The sequence below is a fragment of the Puniceicoccales bacterium genome, from assembly GCA_031283585.1.
Taxonomy (GTDB): domain Bacteria; phylum Verrucomicrobiota; class Verrucomicrobiia; order Opitutales; family LL51; genus JAIRTH01.
Genome location: JAITBP010000007.1, coordinates 14304 through 33687, shown reverse-complemented (window position 1 = coordinate 33687; position 19384 = coordinate 14304). Strand labels below are relative to the sequence as shown.

Annotated in this window: 19 protein-coding genes; 15 read left to right on the top strand and 4 right to left on the bottom strand. The window is 41.0% G+C overall.

Going from position 1 to position 19384, the window contains the following annotated elements:
• Nucleotides 1-209: 209 nt before the first annotated feature.
• From LBB20_02025 to LBB20_02015, 3 genes are all read left to right on the top strand, one after another.
• The gene (locus tag LBB20_02025) at nt 210-2360 is read left to right on the top strand and encodes a hypothetical protein (protein MDR2735599.1); all 2151 of its coding nucleotides are present in this window, start codon (nt 210-212) and stop codon (nt 2358-2360) included.
• A gap of 202 nt (nt 2361-2562) precedes the next feature.
• Nucleotides 2563-4245 (top strand): 30S ribosomal protein S1, encoded by a 1683-nt coding sequence (locus LBB20_02020; protein MDR2735598.1) that lies wholly within the window; start codon nt 2563-2565, stop codon nt 4243-4245.
• A 110-nt stretch (nt 4246-4355) separates the two neighbouring features.
• The gene (locus LBB20_02015) at nt 4356-4529 is read left to right on the top strand and encodes a hypothetical protein (GenBank protein MDR2735597.1); all 174 of its coding nucleotides are present in this window, start codon (nt 4356-4358) and stop codon (nt 4527-4529) included.
• A 58-nt stretch (nt 4530-4587) separates the two neighbouring features.
• Here the strand turns inward: LBB20_02015 and LBB20_02010 are convergent, their stop codons facing one another.
• The gene (locus LBB20_02010) at nt 4588-7335 is read right to left on the bottom strand and encodes a PD-(D/E)XK nuclease family protein (protein ID MDR2735596.1); all 2748 of its coding nucleotides are present in this window, start codon (nt 7333-7335) and stop codon (nt 4588-4590) included.
• A gap of 144 nt (nt 7336-7479) precedes the next feature.
• Between LBB20_02010 and LBB20_02005 the strand changes: the two genes are divergently transcribed.
• On the top strand, nt 7480-7842 hold the full coding sequence (locus LBB20_02005; GenBank protein ID MDR2735595.1) for a type II toxin-antitoxin system RelE/ParE family toxin: 363 nt from the start codon (nt 7480-7482) through the stop codon (nt 7840-7842).
• Here the strand turns inward: LBB20_02005 and LBB20_02000 are convergent, their stop codons facing one another.
• Nucleotides 7843-8322 carry a hypothetical protein gene (locus LBB20_02000; GenBank protein MDR2735594.1) on the bottom strand — a complete coding sequence of 160 codons (480 nt, stop codon included), beginning with the start codon at nt 8320-8322 and terminating at the stop codon, nt 7843-7845.
• Between the two features lie 55 nt (nt 8323-8377).
• Between LBB20_02000 and LBB20_01995 the strand changes: the two genes are divergently transcribed.
• From LBB20_01995 to LBB20_01945, 11 genes are read left to right on the top strand one after another with little or no spacing between them, the layout of a single operon-like run.
• Nucleotides 8378-9406 (top strand): F0F1 ATP synthase subunit A, encoded by a 1029-nt coding sequence (locus LBB20_01995; protein MDR2735593.1) that lies wholly within the window; start codon nt 8378-8380, stop codon nt 9404-9406.
• A 37-nt stretch (nt 9407-9443) separates the two neighbouring features.
• The gene (locus LBB20_01990; GenBank protein ID MDR2735592.1) at nt 9444-9671 is read left to right on the top strand and encodes an ATP synthase F0 subunit C; all 228 of its coding nucleotides are present in this window, start codon (nt 9444-9446) and stop codon (nt 9669-9671) included.
• Between the two features lie 50 nt (nt 9672-9721).
• Entirely contained in the window at nt 9722-10285 is a 564-nt protein-coding gene (atpF, locus tag LBB20_01985) for a F0F1 ATP synthase subunit B (GenBank protein MDR2735591.1), read from the top strand.
• Nucleotides 10266-10643 (top strand): F0F1 ATP synthase subunit delta, encoded by a 378-nt coding sequence (locus tag LBB20_01980; protein MDR2735590.1) that lies wholly within the window; start codon nt 10266-10268, stop codon nt 10641-10643. The genes atpF and LBB20_01980 overlap by 20 nt, the downstream gene beginning before the upstream one ends.
• Nucleotides 10644-10681: 38 nt before the next feature.
• Entirely contained in the window at nt 10682-11923 is a 1242-nt protein-coding gene (gene rodA, locus LBB20_01975) for a rod shape-determining protein RodA (protein MDR2735589.1), read from the top strand.
• Nucleotides 11924-11928: 5 nt separating this feature from the next.
• On the top strand, nt 11929-13659 hold the full coding sequence (locus LBB20_01970) for an Rne/Rng family ribonuclease (protein ID MDR2735588.1): 1731 nt from the start codon (nt 11929-11931) through the stop codon (nt 13657-13659).
• Nucleotides 13656-14600 carry a D-alanine--D-alanine ligase gene (locus LBB20_01965; GenBank protein MDR2735587.1) on the top strand — a complete coding sequence of 315 codons (945 nt, stop codon included), beginning with the start codon at nt 13656-13658 and terminating at the stop codon, nt 14598-14600. Before LBB20_01970 ends, LBB20_01965 begins: the two co-directional genes overlap by 4 nt.
• Nucleotides 14601-14611: 11 nt before the next feature.
• Nucleotides 14612-15478 carry an FtsQ-type POTRA domain-containing protein gene (locus tag LBB20_01960; GenBank protein MDR2735586.1) on the top strand — a complete coding sequence of 289 codons (867 nt, stop codon included), beginning with the start codon at nt 14612-14614 and terminating at the stop codon, nt 15476-15478.
• Between the two features lie 4 nt (nt 15479-15482).
• On the top strand, nt 15483-16163 hold the full coding sequence (locus LBB20_01955) for a UDP-N-acetylglucosamine diphosphorylase (GenBank protein MDR2735585.1): 681 nt from the start codon (nt 15483-15485) through the stop codon (nt 16161-16163).
• A gap of 49 nt (nt 16164-16212) precedes the next feature.
• Nucleotides 16213-16704, top strand: a complete 492-nt coding sequence (locus LBB20_01950) for a type III secretion system chaperone (protein MDR2735584.1) — start codon at nt 16213-16215, stop codon at nt 16702-16704.
• Between the two features lie 7 nt (nt 16705-16711).
• Nucleotides 16712-17263 (top strand): GNAT family N-acetyltransferase, encoded by a 552-nt coding sequence (locus LBB20_01945; GenBank protein ID MDR2735583.1) that lies wholly within the window; start codon nt 16712-16714, stop codon nt 17261-17263.
• 53 nt (nt 17264-17316) lie between these two features.
• Here LBB20_01945 and metG read toward each other — a convergent pair whose 3' ends face one another.
• Together metG and LBB20_01935 are read right to left on the bottom strand one after the other, a co-directional pair.
• Nucleotides 17317-18897 carry a methionine--tRNA ligase gene (metG, locus tag LBB20_01940; protein ID MDR2735582.1) on the bottom strand — a complete coding sequence of 527 codons (1581 nt, stop codon included), beginning with the start codon at nt 18895-18897 and terminating at the stop codon, nt 17317-17319.
• 53 nt (nt 18898-18950) lie between these two features.
• Complete coding sequence (locus tag LBB20_01935) at nt 18951-19202, bottom strand: hypothetical protein (protein MDR2735581.1); 252 nt, start codon at nt 19200-19202, stop codon at nt 18951-18953.
• Nucleotides 19203-19384 lie beyond the last annotated feature (182 nt).

Below are 19384 nucleotides of genomic sequence, written 5' to 3'. Positions count from 1 at the left end.
CTGGGTACTAGCTATTACAAGGTTAGAATGTGACGGTGCAAAATCATATAGGATACTGGCAATTAAATTGAATGGCCAAAGGATATTGGTTTTAGTGATAGGTCATCGCTGGTAGATTTTTTCAGGCGCAATCCTATAGGAGTAAATTACTAACAAGCAGCCATCAAACTGGATTGACTTAGCTAGGCATTATTATAAAATTATCGAACATGAATGATTATAACTATAAAGATTATAGCAAAGGTCAAGATTATAAAGATTATAGCACACGGCTGAAAGAAATAGGTAAGGAAGTAAGAAGCCATAAAGGAGAAGGAAAAGCCACTGAACTAGAATTAGACAGCGGTATAAAAGTGAAGGTAAAAGCCATCCAGACCAGCAAGGTCAAAGGATTTTTCGCAAATATCGCTTCGAAAATTAATATCAATAAAAACTGGGGGGTGAGATATCAACTTAGTGATATGAGTTGCAAACAAATAACCAAGAAGGAAATGGCAGATACACTACTTAAAATGGATGCGGATGAAAAAGCAAAAATAAGTAAGGATGCCGAGAGTGTGCTAAAAAAGTACACTACCGGAGAAGGTAATTTTAGTATTAATAAAGGTATAGGAGATAATGTAAATATAGATGAGTTGATAAAAAAATACAAGGATAATAATACTACCGAAGAACAAAAAACATCGATAAAAATTAGTTTATCAGAAATATATAAAACCCTTTCGAATGATGATAATGACCTATCAAAAGCCTTTGAAGCCGGAATCTATACTAAGGATAGCGGTGGGAAAATATCACTAAACTATACGATAGTCAATAATATTGTTAAAATAAAAGGAGCAATTGTCGCCCCAATGTCGACCGAAGAGCTAATCAGTACCTACAACACTGTCAAAACCACCGAAAATAAAATGAAAATTGCGGAGCAGCTATCAAATACATATAAAGAGTTAAGTGCCATTGAAAATCCAACTGCTCAAATAAAAGAGACCATTGGAAAGATAGAGAAATTAATAAAGACAGAATGCCATGACATTTTGCTTAATGGTAATGCAGCTATGTTTGGGGCTAAGAAGGATGAATTGGCGAAATTTATACGTGATGATGAGTTCCCTAAGTTTGTTAGTATGGATAATAGATCCCGTGATGAAATCCAAAAATTTGTTTTAGATAGGGGCAAATTTGGAGAAGGAACTTTGGAGGAAAGGATTGTTACTCTAGAAAATGGTGATAAAGTTACTGGATACTATGTCAAAGCAATGATGGATGGTGATACAAAGAAAGCTACAGAGTGTGATATTTGCTTTATTCCAGATTCGGTAGGACAGAACTATGATAAATTTATTGTTGATACATGCTGTTATATGGTCGATGGGAAAACAGTGAGGTCTACTACAAACGCTAGTGCTAAATTAGAAACATTAATAGGAAGGTTTAATGCCATAGATTATGATAAGGCTTTAGCTTCTTGTGGGATAGGAGATGCTATTGGAAATGTTACAAATAAATTTATGAGGACTGTTGATACAGTTGCAGTCACGCAAAACACTGCAAAAGCAAAGATAAACAAGGATGATTTGACTAAAGAGATAGAAATACAGGTAAAAAATTTGTGTAATGGAGCCAAAGGAAAGGGCTTTAGTGATGAAGAAAAGGCCATATTTGATAAGGCGGCCGGAATCATCGGCAAGGAAAAGGCTGATGCCATCCTAAATGCGGCTAGTGTAAAGGCTGAACCAGAAATAAAGGCTAATGTAGAAATAAAAGAAGCTGTAATAAAAGATGGTATAGATATAAAAGGGGTTGGAATAAATACAGATGATATTAAAGCATCTTTAAGGGAAAAGATGTTTGATCCAAGGTTCAATGTAAATAATCTTTCCCGTGGTGAGAAAAAATTACATGATGAGATACTAAAAGGAATGTCTGTACAGGAGAAGAGTGCATTACATTATTATAAACTTTCATCTAAGGAAGAAGAGGAGCTGAGGATAATAGAAGAAGCAGAAGAAAAGCAGATAGAAAAAAACAACAATGATATTCTTAACGGCGACAACGCATATTCATATCTTGATAACTTGCTTAATGCGAACAGCAAAGATAACCCACTAAATATAAGTATGGCAGCTTCAACAGCGATTTCAGCCTATAGAGGAAACTCTTCAGAGGAAGATAAAGAAAAATTAAAAGAAATTAAAGCCCATGCAGAAAATGTCTTGAAAACCATTAATGATAAATTTACAGAAATTAAAAACGCAAAAATTTCCCAAACTATTTTATATTCAGTCAGTTCTCGTGTTGAGAATGGAATTCAAGAACTTAAGTGGACCATTGATGATATTGAAGCCGCTTTAAACTAAAAGATGCTCAGCCCCAATAAATAGAGTGTCTGGGGCTTTTATTTCTGTGGTTATAAATGACCTAGCTTTGCCAAAGTAGACGATTTCGCTTGCCTAGGGAAAATAAAATCTAATCTAACATCAGCGAAGTGGTCATAGCAAATGCTAGGATCGCAGTGTTTTATTAACAATTAACCAACTCTAATAGTAGAGATTTTTTATTATGTCCAACGTGATGGAATCCCTTCTGGCCGATAGTCCTGTCAAGGAATTAGCCGAAGGCAGTGTTGTAAATGCATTAATCACATCGATAGGTGAAGATTTTGTCTCCGTCGATATCGGTACCAAAACCGATGGGAAAATCCCGGTGTCGGAATTCAATGATATCATTGATGTGGAAGTCGGTGCCCAAATAGAAGTTTATCTGGAAAAACTCGAGGATAAATTAGGTGTCCCGATCATTTCCTACGATAAGGCTCAGCAAAAAAGAAACTGGGCGGTTATACTGGAGAATTGTACAGAAGGCTCAATTGTTTCCGGTAAAATAAAATCAAAAACCAAAGGCGGGCTGATAGTTAACATAGGCATCGATGCTTTCCTCCCAGGATCGCAAATCGATATCCAGATCCCGAGAAACCTGGATCAATATATCGGCCAAACCTATGACTTCAAAATCGTTAAGATTAACCAGAAAAGAAAAAATGTGGTTGTCTCACGCCGGGAATTGCTCGAAGAAGGCCGCCATGAAAAACGCCAAAAGGTTTTGGAAGAGATCAATGTGGGTGATATCCGCCGAGGTGTGGTGAAAAATATCACCGACTATGGTGTGTTCGTTGATCTGGATGGTCTGGACGGTCTTTTGCATATAACCGATGTATCCTGGGGTAGGGTTTCTCACCCTAGCGAAGCCGTGGCCGTCGGTGAAGAAATAGATGTCATGGTCCTCGAAGTGGATAAAGAACGCGAAAGGGTTTCCCTAGGGATGAAGCAAACCGTAGCAAATCCTTGGGATAATATAGAGGATAAGTACCCAATAGGATCGAAAGTGGCTGGTAAGGTTGTTAATCTTGTACCCTATGGAGCCTTCGTTGAATTGGAACAGGGAGTGGAAGGTCTAGTGCATATCACAGAAATGTCCTGGACAAAACGCATAAATAAGCCCAGCGAAGTTATGAAAGTTGGCGATATTATTTCGGCCGTCGTGGTAGGAATAGAAAAAGAAAACCGTAAGATTGCTCTTGGCATCAGACAGCTCGAAGAAAATCCCTGGGAGATGGTTAAGCATAACTATCCGATCGGTGCACATGTGCGAGGCGCCATTCGTAATATTACCAATTACGGAATTTTTGTAGAATTGGAAAGCGGTATCGATGGAATGATCCATGTGTCAGATATAAGTTGGACAAAAAAAATTGTCCATCCAAGCGATGTGTTTAAAAAAGGCGATGTGGTTGATGCCATTGTTATCGATATAGATACAAATCAGCAGAAGATAGCTTTGGGGATCAAGCAGCTGGAAAAAGATCCCTGGGAAAACATAGATGATGTATTTAAAATAGGCAGTTTGGTCAAAGGCAAGGTTAGCAAGATCACAGCCTATGGTGCTTTCATTGAGTTACATGACAGCATCGATGGTCTTGTGCATATAAGCCAGGTTTCCGAAGACCGGATCGAAAAAGTGAAAGATGTACTTCAGATTGGCGATGAGGTTTCGGCAAGGGTTATCAAAATTGATAAAAATGAGCGTAGGATCGGATTGTCTATAAAGGCTGCAAACTATGATCAGGATGCCATGGAAACCGAACTAAGGGCCTATGAAAATCTTCAGAATTCACAAAATTTTGCGAATCTTGGTGATGTTTTCGGTGGATTTGAACTTGAATCCAGCGATGAAAAGGAGCGTTAGATTGATTTTGTTTGTCAGATGAAATCTTTTTTGCATCTACTGTATTTTTATTGCAAATACATTAAAAAAGTATAAGTTACATGTATAATTTTAAAGGTTAGATATATATTATGAAAAATAGTAAATTAGTTGTTATATTAGCGATTCTATCGATTCAAGGACTGGGATTTGCCTATAATGCTTTTGGTGATTTACCATTGCCTGTAGTTGAGCCGAATCCTGGTGATACTGATGAATTTGAGTACTCTGAAGAAGATGATGATGTTGGGTTTGATGAAGTCTAATATATTAAATTAGTTTCTACTATTAGGAAGTAGGAAATTTTTAAGAGAGTCGTCTTTGCTAGAGGGCAGCTCTCCTATTTATGATATCGTTTGGTATCTGAATTGGCGCGATCTGTTTGTATTTGTTATTCAGGAATTTGTTGTATCTTTGTTGACCGAAGATACCTAGGATGGCGACATTTTTAATGGCTCGGATGACCGGGTCAGTATTTATGTTTGAAAATTCATTGAGTGAGTGGATGTTAGTGAAAATATCTTCTTCGGTGAAATTTTCTGCAAGGGTGATGAGGGCTGGATTTTGGCAACCCAACGATTCTAGGGCGAGGGCGTATAGTATTAACTGCAATCCGGTTAGATTAATTTCACCCGAGAAATTGTCGATTTTTCCAAATTTGGTCGGAGCCAGTGGTTCATTGTTGCCTGTTTTATAGTCAATGATAATGGGTTCGCAGTGATTGGCAGAGCTAGGGAAACTAGGCGAGTTGATGATGATAAGGTCTATTCTACCCTGGGTATTTATTGTAAGTGATTCCGATACAGTAACTTGCCCAGATATGGCGTATTCACTTAGGAACCATTTGTTTTGACCGATTTTAGAAACATTATTTGCCAATTTTAGGGCAATGTGTAGGCTATCTTTCAATATATTTTCGTAGAGCGGTGATATGGCTCCGGCGGAAGCTTTGATTCTATTGTATATTCCAAAAAACCTTGCCTTAAGGATCTTATGGAACATTTCGTTGCCAGGTACCTTTTGTGGCACATTTCTGGCGAAACTAAAATCGAGCAGATTATGGACCAGTGTGCCGACCATGCGACGAATCGTATCTATATCTGGATCAAAGTGTTGTGTGTTTTTTGCCCCCAGTATAGTTTCATTCCAAACATCAACCGGATGTGTGGTTGCGCGCTCCAGGGCTTTACAGGGAATTATGAATTTACCTAACTGCTTCCCATTCAACGAGTAATCATATTCACCGAATTTGATGGTTTCATTTCTTCGCAGGTTGTAAATCTGTTTAAGCTGATCGAGTTGGACTGGCGATGGCTTTGGCTGGGCGCCGTAGATTAACTCGGAATAGTATGTTGCCGATGGATTTTTTAGTTGAGGTTCATCGGAGTTGCTTTCGAAAATATGTGTTGGCGCCGAGTCACTTAGAAGATTTTTATTGTGATCGGTTATGAATATATTCGGGGCCAATCTTTGAAGATTATCGAGGAAATATTTTTTCCTGGCGGTAATTGTTTTAGCGGTTGTTATCTTCCTGTCCAGTGGATTTATCCCGTTTTTTGCTTCGTTGCCAAGGAAAACGTTTTCATGGTCCGTCAGCCAGGATTGTCTATTGGCCGACAGGATGAATCCGTGGGAAAATGCGTATTTTTCGGCCTGTTGACTAGTAATAATCCAGATTTTTGCATTATTTTTGAGCCTGGCATTTGATTGGCATTTTTTGTTCATGATGGACGCTTTTAATCTTATGCAAAAGTTGGCTCTGGTGATTTGTTCTTTGAAAGCCATAGCAATGGCAACATCTTCAGCTGCAATAACTTTTGGAAAAACTTCTTCCGTGCGTTTGAAAAAATCTAGGAAAGTCGCTCGGTCTGCCAGCAGTGGATATTTTTTAAAAAAATCTATGGACTCGGACGAGTTGTCCTGGGATATAACCGCCAGTAGTGTTTTGCAGTTTTTGGAGAATGTATGATCGAAGGCCTTTGAAAATTCGCCCAGGACTTTATTAAACCTATCGAATTCAAGTTTATGATTTGCAAGTAGTTGTCTCATAAATGCGACCAATGATGTTACCGACAGGTCCTGTTGAAATGTTGTCCAGCCAAGTAAAATCGATGATTCTTTGTCTAGTTGCCCGAAATTCGGAAGGGTGCTATAGTGCGGAATCCTTTTATCAGCCAAGAAGTTACCGATGATAGTTGCCACAGGACAATTTTGATGCGGTGCCACAATTCCGATGTGAGCCATTTCGTTGGATGATATGATTTTTTCCACTTCATCCAGGACAGCCAAGGCTTCGGCCAGCTGTGTTTCCGCCCGGGTAATTTTTGTACATTGTTTGCGATTTGCCTCATGTGTATGGATATACTGAACATCACCGAAGGATTTTTCTAGCATCTCAAGCCAAAAAAATTCCCTATTATCATTTCCATCATCGAGGCAAAAAAACGATGAGTCAATGGCGAGAATTTTTAGGGCATTAATAAGGCCAAGTTTATCGATATGGGTGGATTGAAAGCCATAAAACATCATCTGCTGGAACATCTTACGGTTGTTTTTACAGATATCAGCAATTTGGTCATTCAGATGATCGATGGGCCTGGCTATATTGTTATTTTTTATTGCCAGGTGAAATGCCCGGGCAACGGATATAAGTCTTTGATTATTAAAGATATAAAATCCATAGTCGTTGAATATAATGTCGTCCATAGCTTGCAAAAATCCGTATATGTCCGATTCGAGCAGGGATTTCTCGCCGCAGTTTGGCATGGGTTCGACCAGATGGCGGCAAATCATTGCTAAATCTTCGCGGGTCGCAATTTTTTGTTTTTTTTGTTTTTTTTGTTTTTCATCGGAAACTTTGGTTAGCTCTTCAGCTAACAGCCTAAGCGTGAAAAACTTACAATTTGCTATCAAAATATCATTTTCTACTAATTTTTTTTTGAGAAAATCCAAATCGCTTATTTCTGCTGTGACGATGGCGGCTGGCAGCGGATTTAACCCATTGATTGTTTGTAATTTTTCACAAAATCTGCAAAAAATTTCATCAAAAGAATTTGCTAGGAATAAACTCATAGGTCATTTTAGTTTACGATGTTATGTCACGTTTCGCTCATTCATGGCTGTGAAAATTTCATTGTATATTGGATGTGCTTGATAATATCTATGACGATAATTGATTGCTCAAAATTTCAAAACAAAAGAACCTAACACATTATTATGAAACAAATTACGTTTAGCGATCAGAGCTTAAATGAGTTCGGCAAACTGGATAAATTAATTCAATTAAAACTTATTGACAAAATCGGTGAAGTGTGTGATGGTAATCCAGCGTTGAGTAAAAATGCAGCAATCGGAAAATTTAGAAGGGAGGGCGTAGATATTTATAGATGTAGAATCGATGATCTCAGGATTTATTTCGAAATTATTGATGATGAGCTAATATATTGTAGATATATACTTGGCGAACATACACTTAATGATTTTCTTTATAGATCTTGTTTCCCTGTTACCGAGGAACAGTTAATGGAAGGCAGCGGTTCGTTTTGGAAATATTTGGAAAGTTTTGTGAACAAAAAGTGATTAGAACAAGGTATTTAGGATGCTTTGTAATGTGCCACTAACCAGAGTTAAGCCGCCGTTGGTTGGGTGCAACATGTTGCGTAGAATTATTTTGTTGTTTTCGCTTATCAGAATTGAGTCCGGGTCTGTGATGCTTTGAAGGTAAGGTGTTAGCTTGATCAGATTGCTTTGGATACTCATTAGGTCTAGTTTTCCGTTGAAATCTATGCTGGAACGTCCGCCGTTGTTTTTTATAGCAATGATTGCGCCCTGGATTGTGTTAGCTATGTTATAAATTTCATTGCGGAGAATCGCAGGGTCCACGTTTTCGTTATTTATCATATCGCAGATTATGGTTGTACTGTTTTGTACAGAAGCGGCTGCTTCATCTGACGGTATGGGGTTCGATAAAGCGGAGTAGTCGCGATTTGTATTGGTTTCATTTATAGCGTTAATGCCGTGGGCAAAGTTAAGACCATTTTCATTTATTCCTCTAAACATAACGTGGGCTATTATATATTAGTGGTAGCAATAGTCAATTTTATGATTAATTTTTATGGACAAAGTAGTATTTTTCCATAAAGCAGCAATCAGATTGATGGTGTCTATAGTGAAGTTATTGCCAATGGTTTTGGTTAGCATGTGGCTAGGCGGCGTTGCCTATGCTTCTGATGGCCATAGCAATGCTGCTGAAGTGTCGTCCATATCCACGGCTCCGGAAGTTGTTTTTGGCTCCGGCATAACCGACACGCTAGTTACCAGTTGGGTTATTTCATTGGCGATAATATTGCTGGTGAGGTGGCTTGTGGGGCCCAGACCTGGGCTAATTCCCGGCGCTGGTCAGGCAATGATTGAGACAATACTCGATGGACTGCAATCGATTATGGAACCGATTGTGGGGAAAAAAGCTTTTAGGCAGGTTTTCCCGTTGCTGTTTGGATATTTTGTTTTTATCCTGCTGCAAAATTGGAGTGGCTTATTTCCTGGAATCGGTTCGATTTTGCACAAGGTTGGCGATTCTTATCTGGGTATTTTGAGACCAATAAATTCGGATTTGAATGCGACGTTGGCCATGGCCCTGATTTCGTTAATGGCATGGATGTACTTGTGTATCAAACACGTAGGCATTAATGGATTGTATGGTCATATTTTTGGAAACAAAGCGGAAAAGGAAGGTATTCCAGGCTTTATGTATGCGTTCTTGTTCGTTATCTTCTTCGGAGTAGGTCTCATAGAATGCATTTCGGTGCTTTTCAGGGGTGTGTCATTGTCGTTTAGGCTATATGGTAATGTGTTTGGAGGTGATAATTTGCTTCATAACATGTACACATTCAGTGAGTTTTTGACGAACGACGGCTTTGTGAAAACGGAACTATTTGCGACGATTTCCAAGGCATTTGGCAGTGTGGCGAATGTTATCTCGTTCCTAATAAAGTACCTGGCCTATTTATTACCGTTGCCATTTTATTTTTTAGAAATTTTGGTTGGACTAATTCAAGCCTTTGTTTTTACTCTGCTTGTGGCCGTCTATATCGGATTGATTGTCAATCACGAAGATGAGCCGCATTCTATTGATTTGGTATAAGTTATGATATTTAATTGTTTAGTAAAAGGAATGAAATATGCTGGTTGATGTTGTTGGTGTTATAGGTGAAATAAGTGGTAAAGGCTTGACTGGTATGCTTGGCTGTACAGCCGCTGCGATTGGTGTTGCAATGATTGGCACAAAAGCCGTTGAAGCTGTTAGTCGAAATCCTGGTGCTTCGGGTAAAATTTTGGTGCAATCAATCCTTGGAATGGCGCTGGCAGAAGCCGTGGCGTTTTATGCTTTGTTCTTCTCTCAGAAGTAGTTGTGTTAATAATAATCCTAAAATCCCTTGGTGGTTAGATGTGACATTTTATGACGATTGGGTTGCCAGTATGTTTTGCTTCTATGGGCGCAGACTCGATTTTTGGTAAATTTGGCATAGATTGGCATCTGCTATTGATTCAAGGGGTAAATTTTCTGTTTGTTACATTTATTCTTTATCGTTTCGCTTTTCGTCCGATTGTAAAAACCCTGGATGCGCGCCGAGCCGAAATAGAGGCTGGATTGAAGTATGCCAGTGATATGAAAGTGGAATTGGAAAATCTTAACAGTCAGCGCGAGAAGATCATAGGTGAGGCAAAAATGGAAGCTTCGGCAATTATGGTGAATGCCCAGCAGCAGGCCAAAGATTATTCCGCGCAGCAGCAGGCCGAGGTGACTGCCCGGCTAGATTCTATGGTTAGTAGGGTTAAAGCCGAAATCAGTGCCGAGCGGGATGCTGTCATTGAAGGTGCCAAAAATGAGCTGAAATATCTTGTGATTGATGTGGCGGCTAAGGTTTTGGAAAAGGCTCTCTCTCAAAGTGATAAAGATAATTTTGTCAATGCAACCAACGGTGTGATGCAAGACATTTTGTATGCAAAAAAGAACAAATGATGCGTTGATCAAAAATCTCGTTGCTCTGTCTTTTGACGGTAATCATCGGTTGTCGTTTGCCAGGGCCAGGGCTGTTATCACAGTGCTTTCAGAGTTCATCGACAGGAAAACCGTGTTGGCAAGATATTTTAAATTGCTCGAGAAGGCTTTCAAAGACAACACGTTGATAATCGAATATGCCGGTACCTGCGATGAGAAAGAGATAGACAAAATAAAGTGTGCTGTGGACGCGATAAAAGGTCGCAAGGTTGATCTCATTGCCAGGGAAAATCAGCAATTGATAGCTGGCGTCAAAATTTTACTAGGTGACGAAGTTTATGATAATTCAGTTAGAATGCGACTCAATTCTCTAAGGTAATGCGTGGAAACATGTTATCAGTATGGAGATAGTTAGCGATGAAAGTAGTTTACGGGATAAAAGATAGATTCATATCCATCGTCAGGTTGTTTTTTGACAAGGCAACCGATCGATCCGATTATGTGTCACCTGTTTCTATGATATGCCTGATGGCCATCGGTGTATTGGCGATACGTTCCGCCGAAAACGGCAGTTTTGTGCTGGCTAAAATGCAAATTATTTGGATAATCATCGGCCTATTGGTCTACACGTTTATATCCTGCGTGGACTATAACATCCTGATGCGTAATGCTCACTGGATATACGGTGGCTGTATAATACTTTTATTATCCCTATGGACGCCGCTGGGTGCGCGTAGATTTGGTTCGTTGAGATGGATCAATGTTGGTATTTTGCTTCAGCCGTCGGAACCGGCCAAAATAGGGACTCTCATAATGATGGCAAGTTTACTCGCGCGTTCGAACGTCGGCCGGGTGAAATATTCGCTGATAACCCTGGTGAAAGCCGGTCTAATTCTGGCTTTGCCAACGCTGCTGATTGTATTACAACCAGATCTCGGGTCGTCACTTACGTTTTTCCCGATGGCATTTTCGTTGCTATTTATTTCGAACCTTTCGATCAGGTTTTTCATTAGTATCTTTTGCTCCATTTTATTTGTCATTGCACTGGTGGCAGCAGATGCCTATTCTTATCACATCTTCTTGGATAGCAATAAATTAAACCCCTACGAGGCCATTGGTAAGTATGAATCTCGTTCCATTTTGCCATTGAAGGATTATCAAAGGAATCGGATAATTTCGTTTGTTGCACCGGATGTTGTTGATCCTAAAGGTGTTGGCATTAGTTGGAATTTGAGGCAGTCTTTGATTGCCGTGGGATCCGGCGGCCTCTGGGGCAAGGGCTGTGGAAATGGGACCCAGGCAAAACTCGGTTATTTGCCCAGGTCGGTGGCTTCGAATGATTTTATCTTTTCGGTCCTGGCCGAAGAATATGGGTTTATGGGTGGATTGATAATTTTAATTTTGTATGTTGTCTTGATAGGCAATGGCTTTAGGATCGCTTCCAGGTCTCGCGACAGGTTTGGCATGCTATTATCTGTCGGTGCCAGCGTGATCCTGTTGGTCCATGTTTTGATCAACGTGGGCATGACCATTGGCCTGATGCCGATCACCGGAATTCCGCTGCCATTCATAAGCTATGGTGGCTCGTTCATGTTGGTGTGCAGCATATTACAGGGCATCGTGCAAAGCGTTTTTAGGTTTAGAAAGAGTTATGATTAGAAATTATGGGTAGGTTTAATGAAGAAAATATAGTAGCCGAATTGAAAAGGATACCCGAGGAGCCAGTTTACAACGGCCCATCAAAGGAATTCCTTAATAACGATGCACTTACAAGGGCGAAAGAACAATCACTGATTCAAAAAATAATAAAAGCTTTTACGCGATCAGATAAGGTTTTTCGCGAAATTGTTATCAGCTCATCCCCGGCGGAAAAACGGGTTGCTTTACTAGAAGACGGTGTGCTGCAAGAGTTTGAGATTGAATACGATGATGTGGATAATTCGGTCGGTGCGATATTTAGAGGCAGGATTCAAAACCTAGAATCAGGCCTGAAGGCAGCTTTTGTGGATATAGGCACAGAGAAAAATGCATTTTTGCACTATTGGGATGCTCTCCCGGCGGCCGATTCGTCGGTGGAAATTGTTCGCGAGAATGCCAAGTCGAAGAGCGCAACCATCACAGCCAACGATATTCCGAAGTTGTATCCGATTGGTTCTGAAATAATGGTCCAGGTCATAAAAGCTCAGATCGGAACAAAGGGACCGCGGGTTACTACGAATATTGCGCTACCGGGTCGTTTCGTAGTGTTGATGCCGTTTAGCGGTGAATACGGCGTCTCGAAAAAAATAGAATCCAAGGCCGAAAGATCGAGATTAAAGGAAATTTTGCGAAAGGTGAGAATTCCCGAAGGCATGGGCCTGATAATCAGAACGGCCGGTGAGGGCAAAAAGATGCGGTATTTTGTAAGAGATATCCACATTTTGCTGAAAAAATGGGAAGGGATTATGGCTAATATGAAGAAAAATTCTGGTCCAGCGATGATCTATAAGGAGCCCGGGCTGATAGAACGTACTGTTCGCGATTTCCTTACAGACGATATAGATAGGGTAATGATAGACGATGAGAGTGATTACAATGAGATGCTGGATTTGGTCGGAGCGATTTCGTCGCGATCCAAGAAAAAAATTCATTATTTTGACGAGGGCATCTCGATCTTCGAAAGATTCAATATCGAGAGACAACTCGACCAGACAATGATGAAATATGTACCGTTACATTCTGGTGGAGAGATTGTTATCGAAGAAGTCGAAGCCCTGACGGCCATTGACGTCAATACCGGAGCTCACCGCAACAAAACCGATAAATCCGATGAATCTGAAAATAAGAATTTTATCTATCAGGTTAATGCCGAAGCTGCTAAAGAAATTGCGAGGCAAATCAGGCTTCGGAATCTCGGCGGTCTGATAATCGTGGATTTTGTCGACATGAAGAATCCGCGGGATAAGAAAAAACTCTATGATCTTATGTATGAGTTGATTGGCAAGGACAGGGAACGGACCCAGATATTGCCGATATCCCATTTTGGATTGATGCAAATATCCAGACAGAGACATGCCCAGAGCACCGCCAGAGACCTGAGAGATTCTTGTCCTTATTGCAGCGGGAGAGGATTCATAAGATCTTCCAGGGCAATCAGTTTGGAGATTCAGCGCAGACTTGGCAGCATTTTGAAACGGCTCAATCACGAATTCAAAAATGGAAGTTCGGATAGATTAAAACAGCTAAGAATATTTGTTCATCCAACTGTGGTTAAATACCTTCGCGAACATTACGAAAAATTTTTAATCGACATCGAACGTAGCAATAATGTAAAATTGATTTTCAGGGCAGATTCTGCTTTTCATGCGGAAAATTTTAGAATAGTCGACATGGACAGTGACCGTGAACTAAAATGAGAAAATGTGATAGAATAGCCGTATTATGTGGTGGTTACAGCTCATCCGAGCGCGAAGTTTCGCTGAGAGGCGGCCAGGCTGTATATCTAGCCTTGAAAACGGTTCTTGATGTCATAAAGATACAGTTGGATGTGGACGAAATCCCCGATGAATTGGATTCAAATGGTGATGTGATTTTCCCGGTTTTGCACGGTGAATTTGGTGAGGATGGCCAGCTGCAGCGCCTGCTGGAGGAAAGAGGATTTAATTTTGCTGGCAGCGACTCTTACTCTAGTGCGTTGTGTATGAATAAGTTACGGACGAAGTCTGTGGCCATAGAGTCCGGCATCAATACGCCGAAATCCATTGGGCTTGAACCCAGGGAGTATAAATATGATGAGCTCGCTGATGTTTTTTTGGCCAAGCCATTTGTTGTAAAACCGGTGGGGAAAGGTAGTAGTGTAGGAGTCCACAAGATCTTCTCAGAGAACGATTGGCTGGCATGTTGTGATGAAATTTTAAAAGACCACTGGTTTGCCGAGGAGCACATCGATGGTCGTGAGTTAACGGTGCCGATTCTTGGCCATAAGGCTTTGCCTATAATAGAGATAACGCCGAAGGATGGATTTTACGACTATGAGCACAAGTACACGGATGGAATGACCAATTATACCGTGCCAGCTAGATTGGATGGTTACCTGGCGAGCCTGGCCGTTCAGTGGGCCGAAAAAATCTATGCCAATTGTGGTTGCAGAGACTTCGGCAGGGTTGATTTTATACTTTCCAGTGACGGCGTGCTCAACCTTCTTGAGGTCAATACAATTCCTGGCATGACAACCACAAGTTTGCTTCCTAAGAGCGCTGCTTGCAAGGGGTTATCGTTTACAGAGACCTGTATCGAAATGATAACACCGGCCCTGGATAGGGCAGGAATTTCATTAAAAATGTTGTCCAAGAGGTAATGTAAAGGATCGTGCGTGGGCCTAGTAAAAAATCCAGTTATTTGAAGCGCAGTCTTAGAAAATTGATTCTGTGGCTGCTGCTTATTCTGACTCTTAGCGGATTGGGTTATGTGGCCTATGTCCTTCTGGCAGAACGCTATCCAAACATTAGAAAGGCCATATTTAGCCAGCCGGTCAAAAAAATTGATTTCCTATCGGATGGCGTTCTGTCAGCCCACTGGGCAAGCGCTGTGGTTTCTGTGAAAAAAGATGTGGATATCATGGATGTAAATATCCTGGAGATTAGAGATAAGTTGAAGCTATTCAGGCAGATAAAATACGTAGAAGTAAAAAGAGCATTTCCAGATACGATAAGAATTAATGTCAAGGAGCGTAGACCAATTCTGCGCGTGCTGGTCCAAAAAAAGGACAGTGGTAAGATTACAAAAGACCAAATGTTTGTTGATTCAGAAGGTGTTGTGTTTCATGCCCTGGGATATTCAAAGGAAATGATAGCCAGGTTGCCCTATCTTGACTGTGCCATGATTAGGAAAGCCAAGCACTCTGACCAGTATGAATGTACAAATGGGATCGATGGCATTGCAACACTTATGTCCATGGCCGAAAAGGACTATCCGAACATATATTCGCAGTTTGAAGTCGTTTCCTGCGATAAGATTGATAAAAAGCGGGCAGTCCCCTGGCAGAGGATAAAAATACGCTGCAGCTTTGCCAACGAGGTGATTTTTAGTGATAACGACCTGAAAGAACAGCTGAAAAAGCTCGATTTTGTTCTTTCCGATCCGAAGGTCAGCAACAGACTTCCGCTGCTCAAACTTGATTTCACTCTTGGTAAGGAAGTTGTCGTCAAATTCAAAGATAATTATGGTGTCAGATAATCCTATGAAAGCGAAAGATTTTTTCCAATTTCCAGAAAATTTTGGACATTTCAGAGAATATTTTTCCCTGGATCAGGCCCCCTGGGAATGGCTCGTGATGATAAAGATTGCCTTGGAGGAGAAGAACTTAGCAAATCAGCCCTTGGGAGTTTACGGTGGAGTTTCACTGGGCCGTAATGTCTATATCCATCCCAGCGTCAGGTTGCCACATTTCGCGACCCTGGGTGACAATGTGTTCATAGATGAGGGGACCGAGCTGAGACCTGGGGCGTACATAAGAGACAATGTAATCCTGGGCCGCGGATGTGTGATCGGTAACTCTTGTGAGCTAAAGAATTCTATATTAATGGATTATGTGCAGATCCCACATTTTAATTATGTCGGCGATTCGATCATTGGGAATTATTGCCATCTGGGAGCCGGCGCGGTTTTGGCCAATCTTCGCCTGGATAAAAAGTGCGTAAATGTTTTGGAAAAGAGCACCGGCCTCAGGAAATTCGGCGCCATTCTCGGTGATCATGCCCAGGTCGGTTGCAATTCTGTCCTGAATCCAGGATCGATATTGCACAAAAACGCAATGGTATCGGCTTCCATGGCGTTCTCAGGCGTCCTTGCCCGCAATAAGTTAGCGTTTGTCGACAGGACCGGCCTATTGGTAATAAGGGACATAAAAAATGATGATTGACAAATTTTATTATTGTTTTATTATCAGCTGAAGATATCCTAAAACCAGGATGGGTGATTTAATTAAATTCAAGAGGATGGTGGGCCATTTGGCGGAGCAATTGAAATTAGAGGGCTTGGAACCAGATGAGGAAGGCTCATGCTATCTTGCGTTCGACGAAGATTTGATGATGAAGTGTTCCATTTTGCATGATTCGAATCAGATAGAGATGGTTTCCTACGTCGGCATGCTATCTAAAGATAGCCCGGCTGTGCTAATGGAGATGTTGAAATGCAATCACTTCTGGAGCGATACGGCCGGCGCAAATCTGGGACTGTCGACGGATGATAATACGGTAATGCTGAGCCATCGCATAGATATGGATTTTGTGGACGAAGACAGGTTTTACAAGATTGTTGAAAATTTTGTAAATGCCATGGATCACTGGAAGGTAAAATTTCCTGAACTGTATACTGTTTCTGAACATGATGTTTCTCAAGGAGTTACAACTCAAGGAAGTCTAACCACAACCGGGGATTCCGCCTTCATGATGGGAGTGTGAGTTTGTCATGGGGACTTTCGATGGGCTGAAAAAAGCGCCTATGCTTTTTTCTGGAGATATCCGGTTAAGAGCGTTGTCACACAATGACATCGATGACATCACTACCTATTTTAGCGACAGGGAAACCGTTTTTCTACTAACCTATACGCCCTATCCCTACACGCGGGACATGGCAGTGTTTTGGATCAATCACATAGATAACAGGATGGTGTGCGGTGAATCCTTTTACTGGGCCATAGATCTGGCCAATGTTTTCATCGGCACCATTGGTCTGACTCTGTTCAAGGATCATGACAAGGCTGAAATCCATTATTGGATCGGTAAGCCATACTGGGGCAATGGTTACTGTACTTCGGCCGTGCTCCTTGTAATCGATTATTGTTTCAAAGTTATGAAACTGCATCGGCTCGATGTGAACCATATGACGCGTAACGTCGGCTCACGGCGCGTGATAGAAAAATGCGGATTTATCTTTGAGGGTGAAGCTGTGGATTATGTTAAAAGGTTCGGAAAATACGAAAACGTAAGGTTCTACAGAATGCTTGCAAAAGATTCCTAAAGCCTAAAACAAAAATATTTTTTCTAAATTTTTCTAGATTTTTTTAGATTTTTCTAGGCTTTTTCCTGTAGATCTATCCGTGGAAATAGTATGGCACTTTCGGAAAACCGATTGCCTGCCAACGAATTACCAAACAGTAAGGCACTGTTCCATTGGAATTTTTCCTGGGTTAGACCAAACAGGTGAAATATTTTATCGGCCAGGGTCGGCATTATCGGATATAGAGCCGAAGCTGCGATTCTAACACATTCTGCTGCAACGGCTAACGTCGACAATAACGCCACTCTGTCACCGTCGGCAGAGGACTTTGCTAGCTTCCAGGGTGCTCTGGTTTCTATATATCGATTTGTCGCTCTTATAAACTCAAACACGTCCTCTATGGCCGAATGAAACTGCAGTTCCCTGCATTGATCTATGAATTTATTCCGGCTGGCTTCCCAGAACAACGCCATGCCATCATCATGTCCTTGGGCTTGATCATATTCCGGGCACACACCACCGCAGTAACGCGAAACCATGTTCAGTATCCTGCTGACCAGATTCCCCAGGTCATTGCCCAGATCGTTTTCGTATCTGGAAATGAATAAATCATGAGAAAAATCGCTATCTTGACCGACTTTCATCTCGCGGATAAGAAAATAGCGAACCGGATCCGGTCCATATATTTTCGCGTATTCCATTGGGTTTATCACATTTCCGATGCTTTTTGACATCTTTGACCCGGAGCAGGTCCACCAGCCGTGTGCTAAAAGTGTTTTAGGCATAGGAATATCCAGTGCATGCAACATTATTGGCCAGTATACGGCATGGGCCGGGACAAGGATATCTTTGCCTATTATATGATAGTCCACGGGCCAGTATCTTTCAAAGTCCTTTGTGCCGTAACCAACTACCGAAATGTAGTTTATCAACGCATCAAACCATACATAGGTCACGTATTGGTCATCGAAGGGCAAGGAAATGCCCCAGGATAACCTGCTTTTGGGTCGAGAAATACATAGATCGTTTACCTCGTCCGAAAGAAACTCGAGGACTTGCTTGGCCCTGAACCTGGGAAAAATAAAATCGGGATGATTATTTATGTAGCCTATCAGCCACTTTTTGTGCCTAGCTAGCCTGAAAAAATAATTGGACTCGCTCATCTCAATCACATCACCGAACACATCCTTTGGCCAAACGCCATCGACCTTATCTTTTTCGTGTAGAAACTGTTCGGTTACGGTGCTGTAATAGCCATTATATTCAGCTTTGTATATCTCACCGGCATCGAATAATTTTTGCAATATTTCACTGACAATGACCTTGTGTCGTGGTTGGGTAGTGCGAACATAGTCGTTATACAGCACCGATAGCTCTCGGCACATCGACCTGAAGTCTATGGCCGTTGCATCGCATAGTTCCTGAGGAGTCATGCCATTCTTCTCGGCGGTTTGTTGGACTTTCTGACCATGCTCATCCAATCCGGTCAAAAAATGCACATCATCTCCCAATAGCCTATGGGTTCGTGCTATCACATCGGCCAAAACTTTTTCGTAGGCATGGCCCAAATGGGGCTTTCCATTGGCGTAATCTATGGCGGTAGTTATATAAAATTTCTTCATAAATAATGGGTTAGATAGTGATGCCTGGTAAATCGTCCTAAAATCCTGCTGATGATACTAGCACCAAAAATCTAATGTTAAAAATATCATTTCCGTTGCGGAGAAAGCCAACCTTCATCTTTTATCGTATTTTTTATCCCAATAAATGTTATCATCAGATAAATTGTATACATCGTTGCCTGGGCGTATTCTTTTATAAGCGCGTTGTGAATAAGCAGAAAAATGTTGCTGAACAACCACAATACGTAACATAGCTTTAACCTAAGTGTTGCGTTCAAATAGGAGCCCCACAGGGAAATTATAACAGAAATCCAGGTCAATATCTTAACGATCTCCATAAAAAACCATTTGATTCGTTAAAATCACATAACCATATTTGTCAATCGATATTCTGTTACCATAGCCGATTATTGCCAGGTCAGTAAAAGGCTCCAGGCAGGTCTAGCAAAATAAGAATATCAACATAAATATTGTAATTTGTTAATAAAGTTACATAATCCAGCTGTTTGTTGGTGTGTTC

What these genes read in the sequence shown, in the direction of transcription:
- LBB20_01950 (MDR2735584.1), top strand. Translation starts at nt 16,213, where the DNA reads ATGGGTGATTTAATTAAATTCAAGAGGATGGTGGGCCATTTGGCGGAG.
- LBB20_01995 (MDR2735593.1), top strand. Translation starts at nt 8,378, where the DNA reads ATGGACAAAGTAGTATTTTTCCATAAAGCAGCAATCAGATTGATGGTG.
- atpF (MDR2735591.1), top strand. Translation starts at nt 9,722, where the DNA reads ATGACGATTGGGTTGCCAGTATGTTTTGCTTCTATGGGCGCAGACTCG.
- LBB20_01945 (MDR2735583.1), top strand. Translation starts at nt 16,712, where the DNA reads ATGGGGACTTTCGATGGGCTGAAAAAAGCGCCTATGCTTTTTTCTGGA.
- LBB20_02015 (MDR2735597.1), top strand. Translation starts at nt 4,356, where the DNA reads ATGAAAAATAGTAAATTAGTTGTTATATTAGCGATTCTATCGATTCAA.
- LBB20_01990 (MDR2735592.1), top strand. Translation starts at nt 9,444, where the DNA reads ATGCTGGTTGATGTTGTTGGTGTTATAGGTGAAATAAGTGGTAAAGGC.
- LBB20_01970 (MDR2735588.1), top strand. Translation starts at nt 11,929, where the DNA reads ATGGGTAGGTTTAATGAAGAAAATATAGTAGCCGAATTGAAAAGGATA.
- rodA (MDR2735589.1), top strand. Translation starts at nt 10,682, where the DNA reads ATGAAAGTAGTTTACGGGATAAAAGATAGATTCATATCCATCGTCAGG.
- LBB20_01955 (MDR2735585.1), top strand. Translation starts at nt 15,483, where the DNA reads ATGAAAGCGAAAGATTTTTTCCAATTTCCAGAAAATTTTGGACATTTC.
- LBB20_02010 (MDR2735596.1), bottom strand. Translation starts at nt 7,335, where the DNA reads ATGAGTTTATTCCTAGCAAATTCTTTTGATGAAATTTTTTGCAGATTT.
- LBB20_01935 (MDR2735581.1), bottom strand. Translation starts at nt 19,202, where the DNA reads ATGGAGATCGTTAAGATATTGACCTGGATTTCTGTTATAATTTCCCTG.
- LBB20_01980 (MDR2735590.1), top strand. Translation starts at nt 10,266, where the DNA reads ATGCAAAAAAGAACAAATGATGCGTTGATCAAAAATCTCGTTGCTCTG.
- LBB20_02000 (MDR2735594.1), bottom strand. Translation starts at nt 8,322, where the DNA reads ATGTTTAGAGGAATAAATGAAAATGGTCTTAACTTTGCCCACGGCATT.
- LBB20_01965 (MDR2735587.1), top strand. Translation starts at nt 13,656, where the DNA reads ATGAGAAAATGTGATAGAATAGCCGTATTATGTGGTGGTTACAGCTCA.
- LBB20_02020 (MDR2735598.1), top strand. Translation starts at nt 2,563, where the DNA reads ATGTCCAACGTGATGGAATCCCTTCTGGCCGATAGTCCTGTCAAGGAA.
- LBB20_02025 (MDR2735599.1), top strand. Translation starts at nt 210, where the DNA reads ATGAATGATTATAACTATAAAGATTATAGCAAAGGTCAAGATTATAAA.
- LBB20_02005 (MDR2735595.1), top strand. Translation starts at nt 7,480, where the DNA reads ATGAAACAAATTACGTTTAGCGATCAGAGCTTAAATGAGTTCGGCAAA.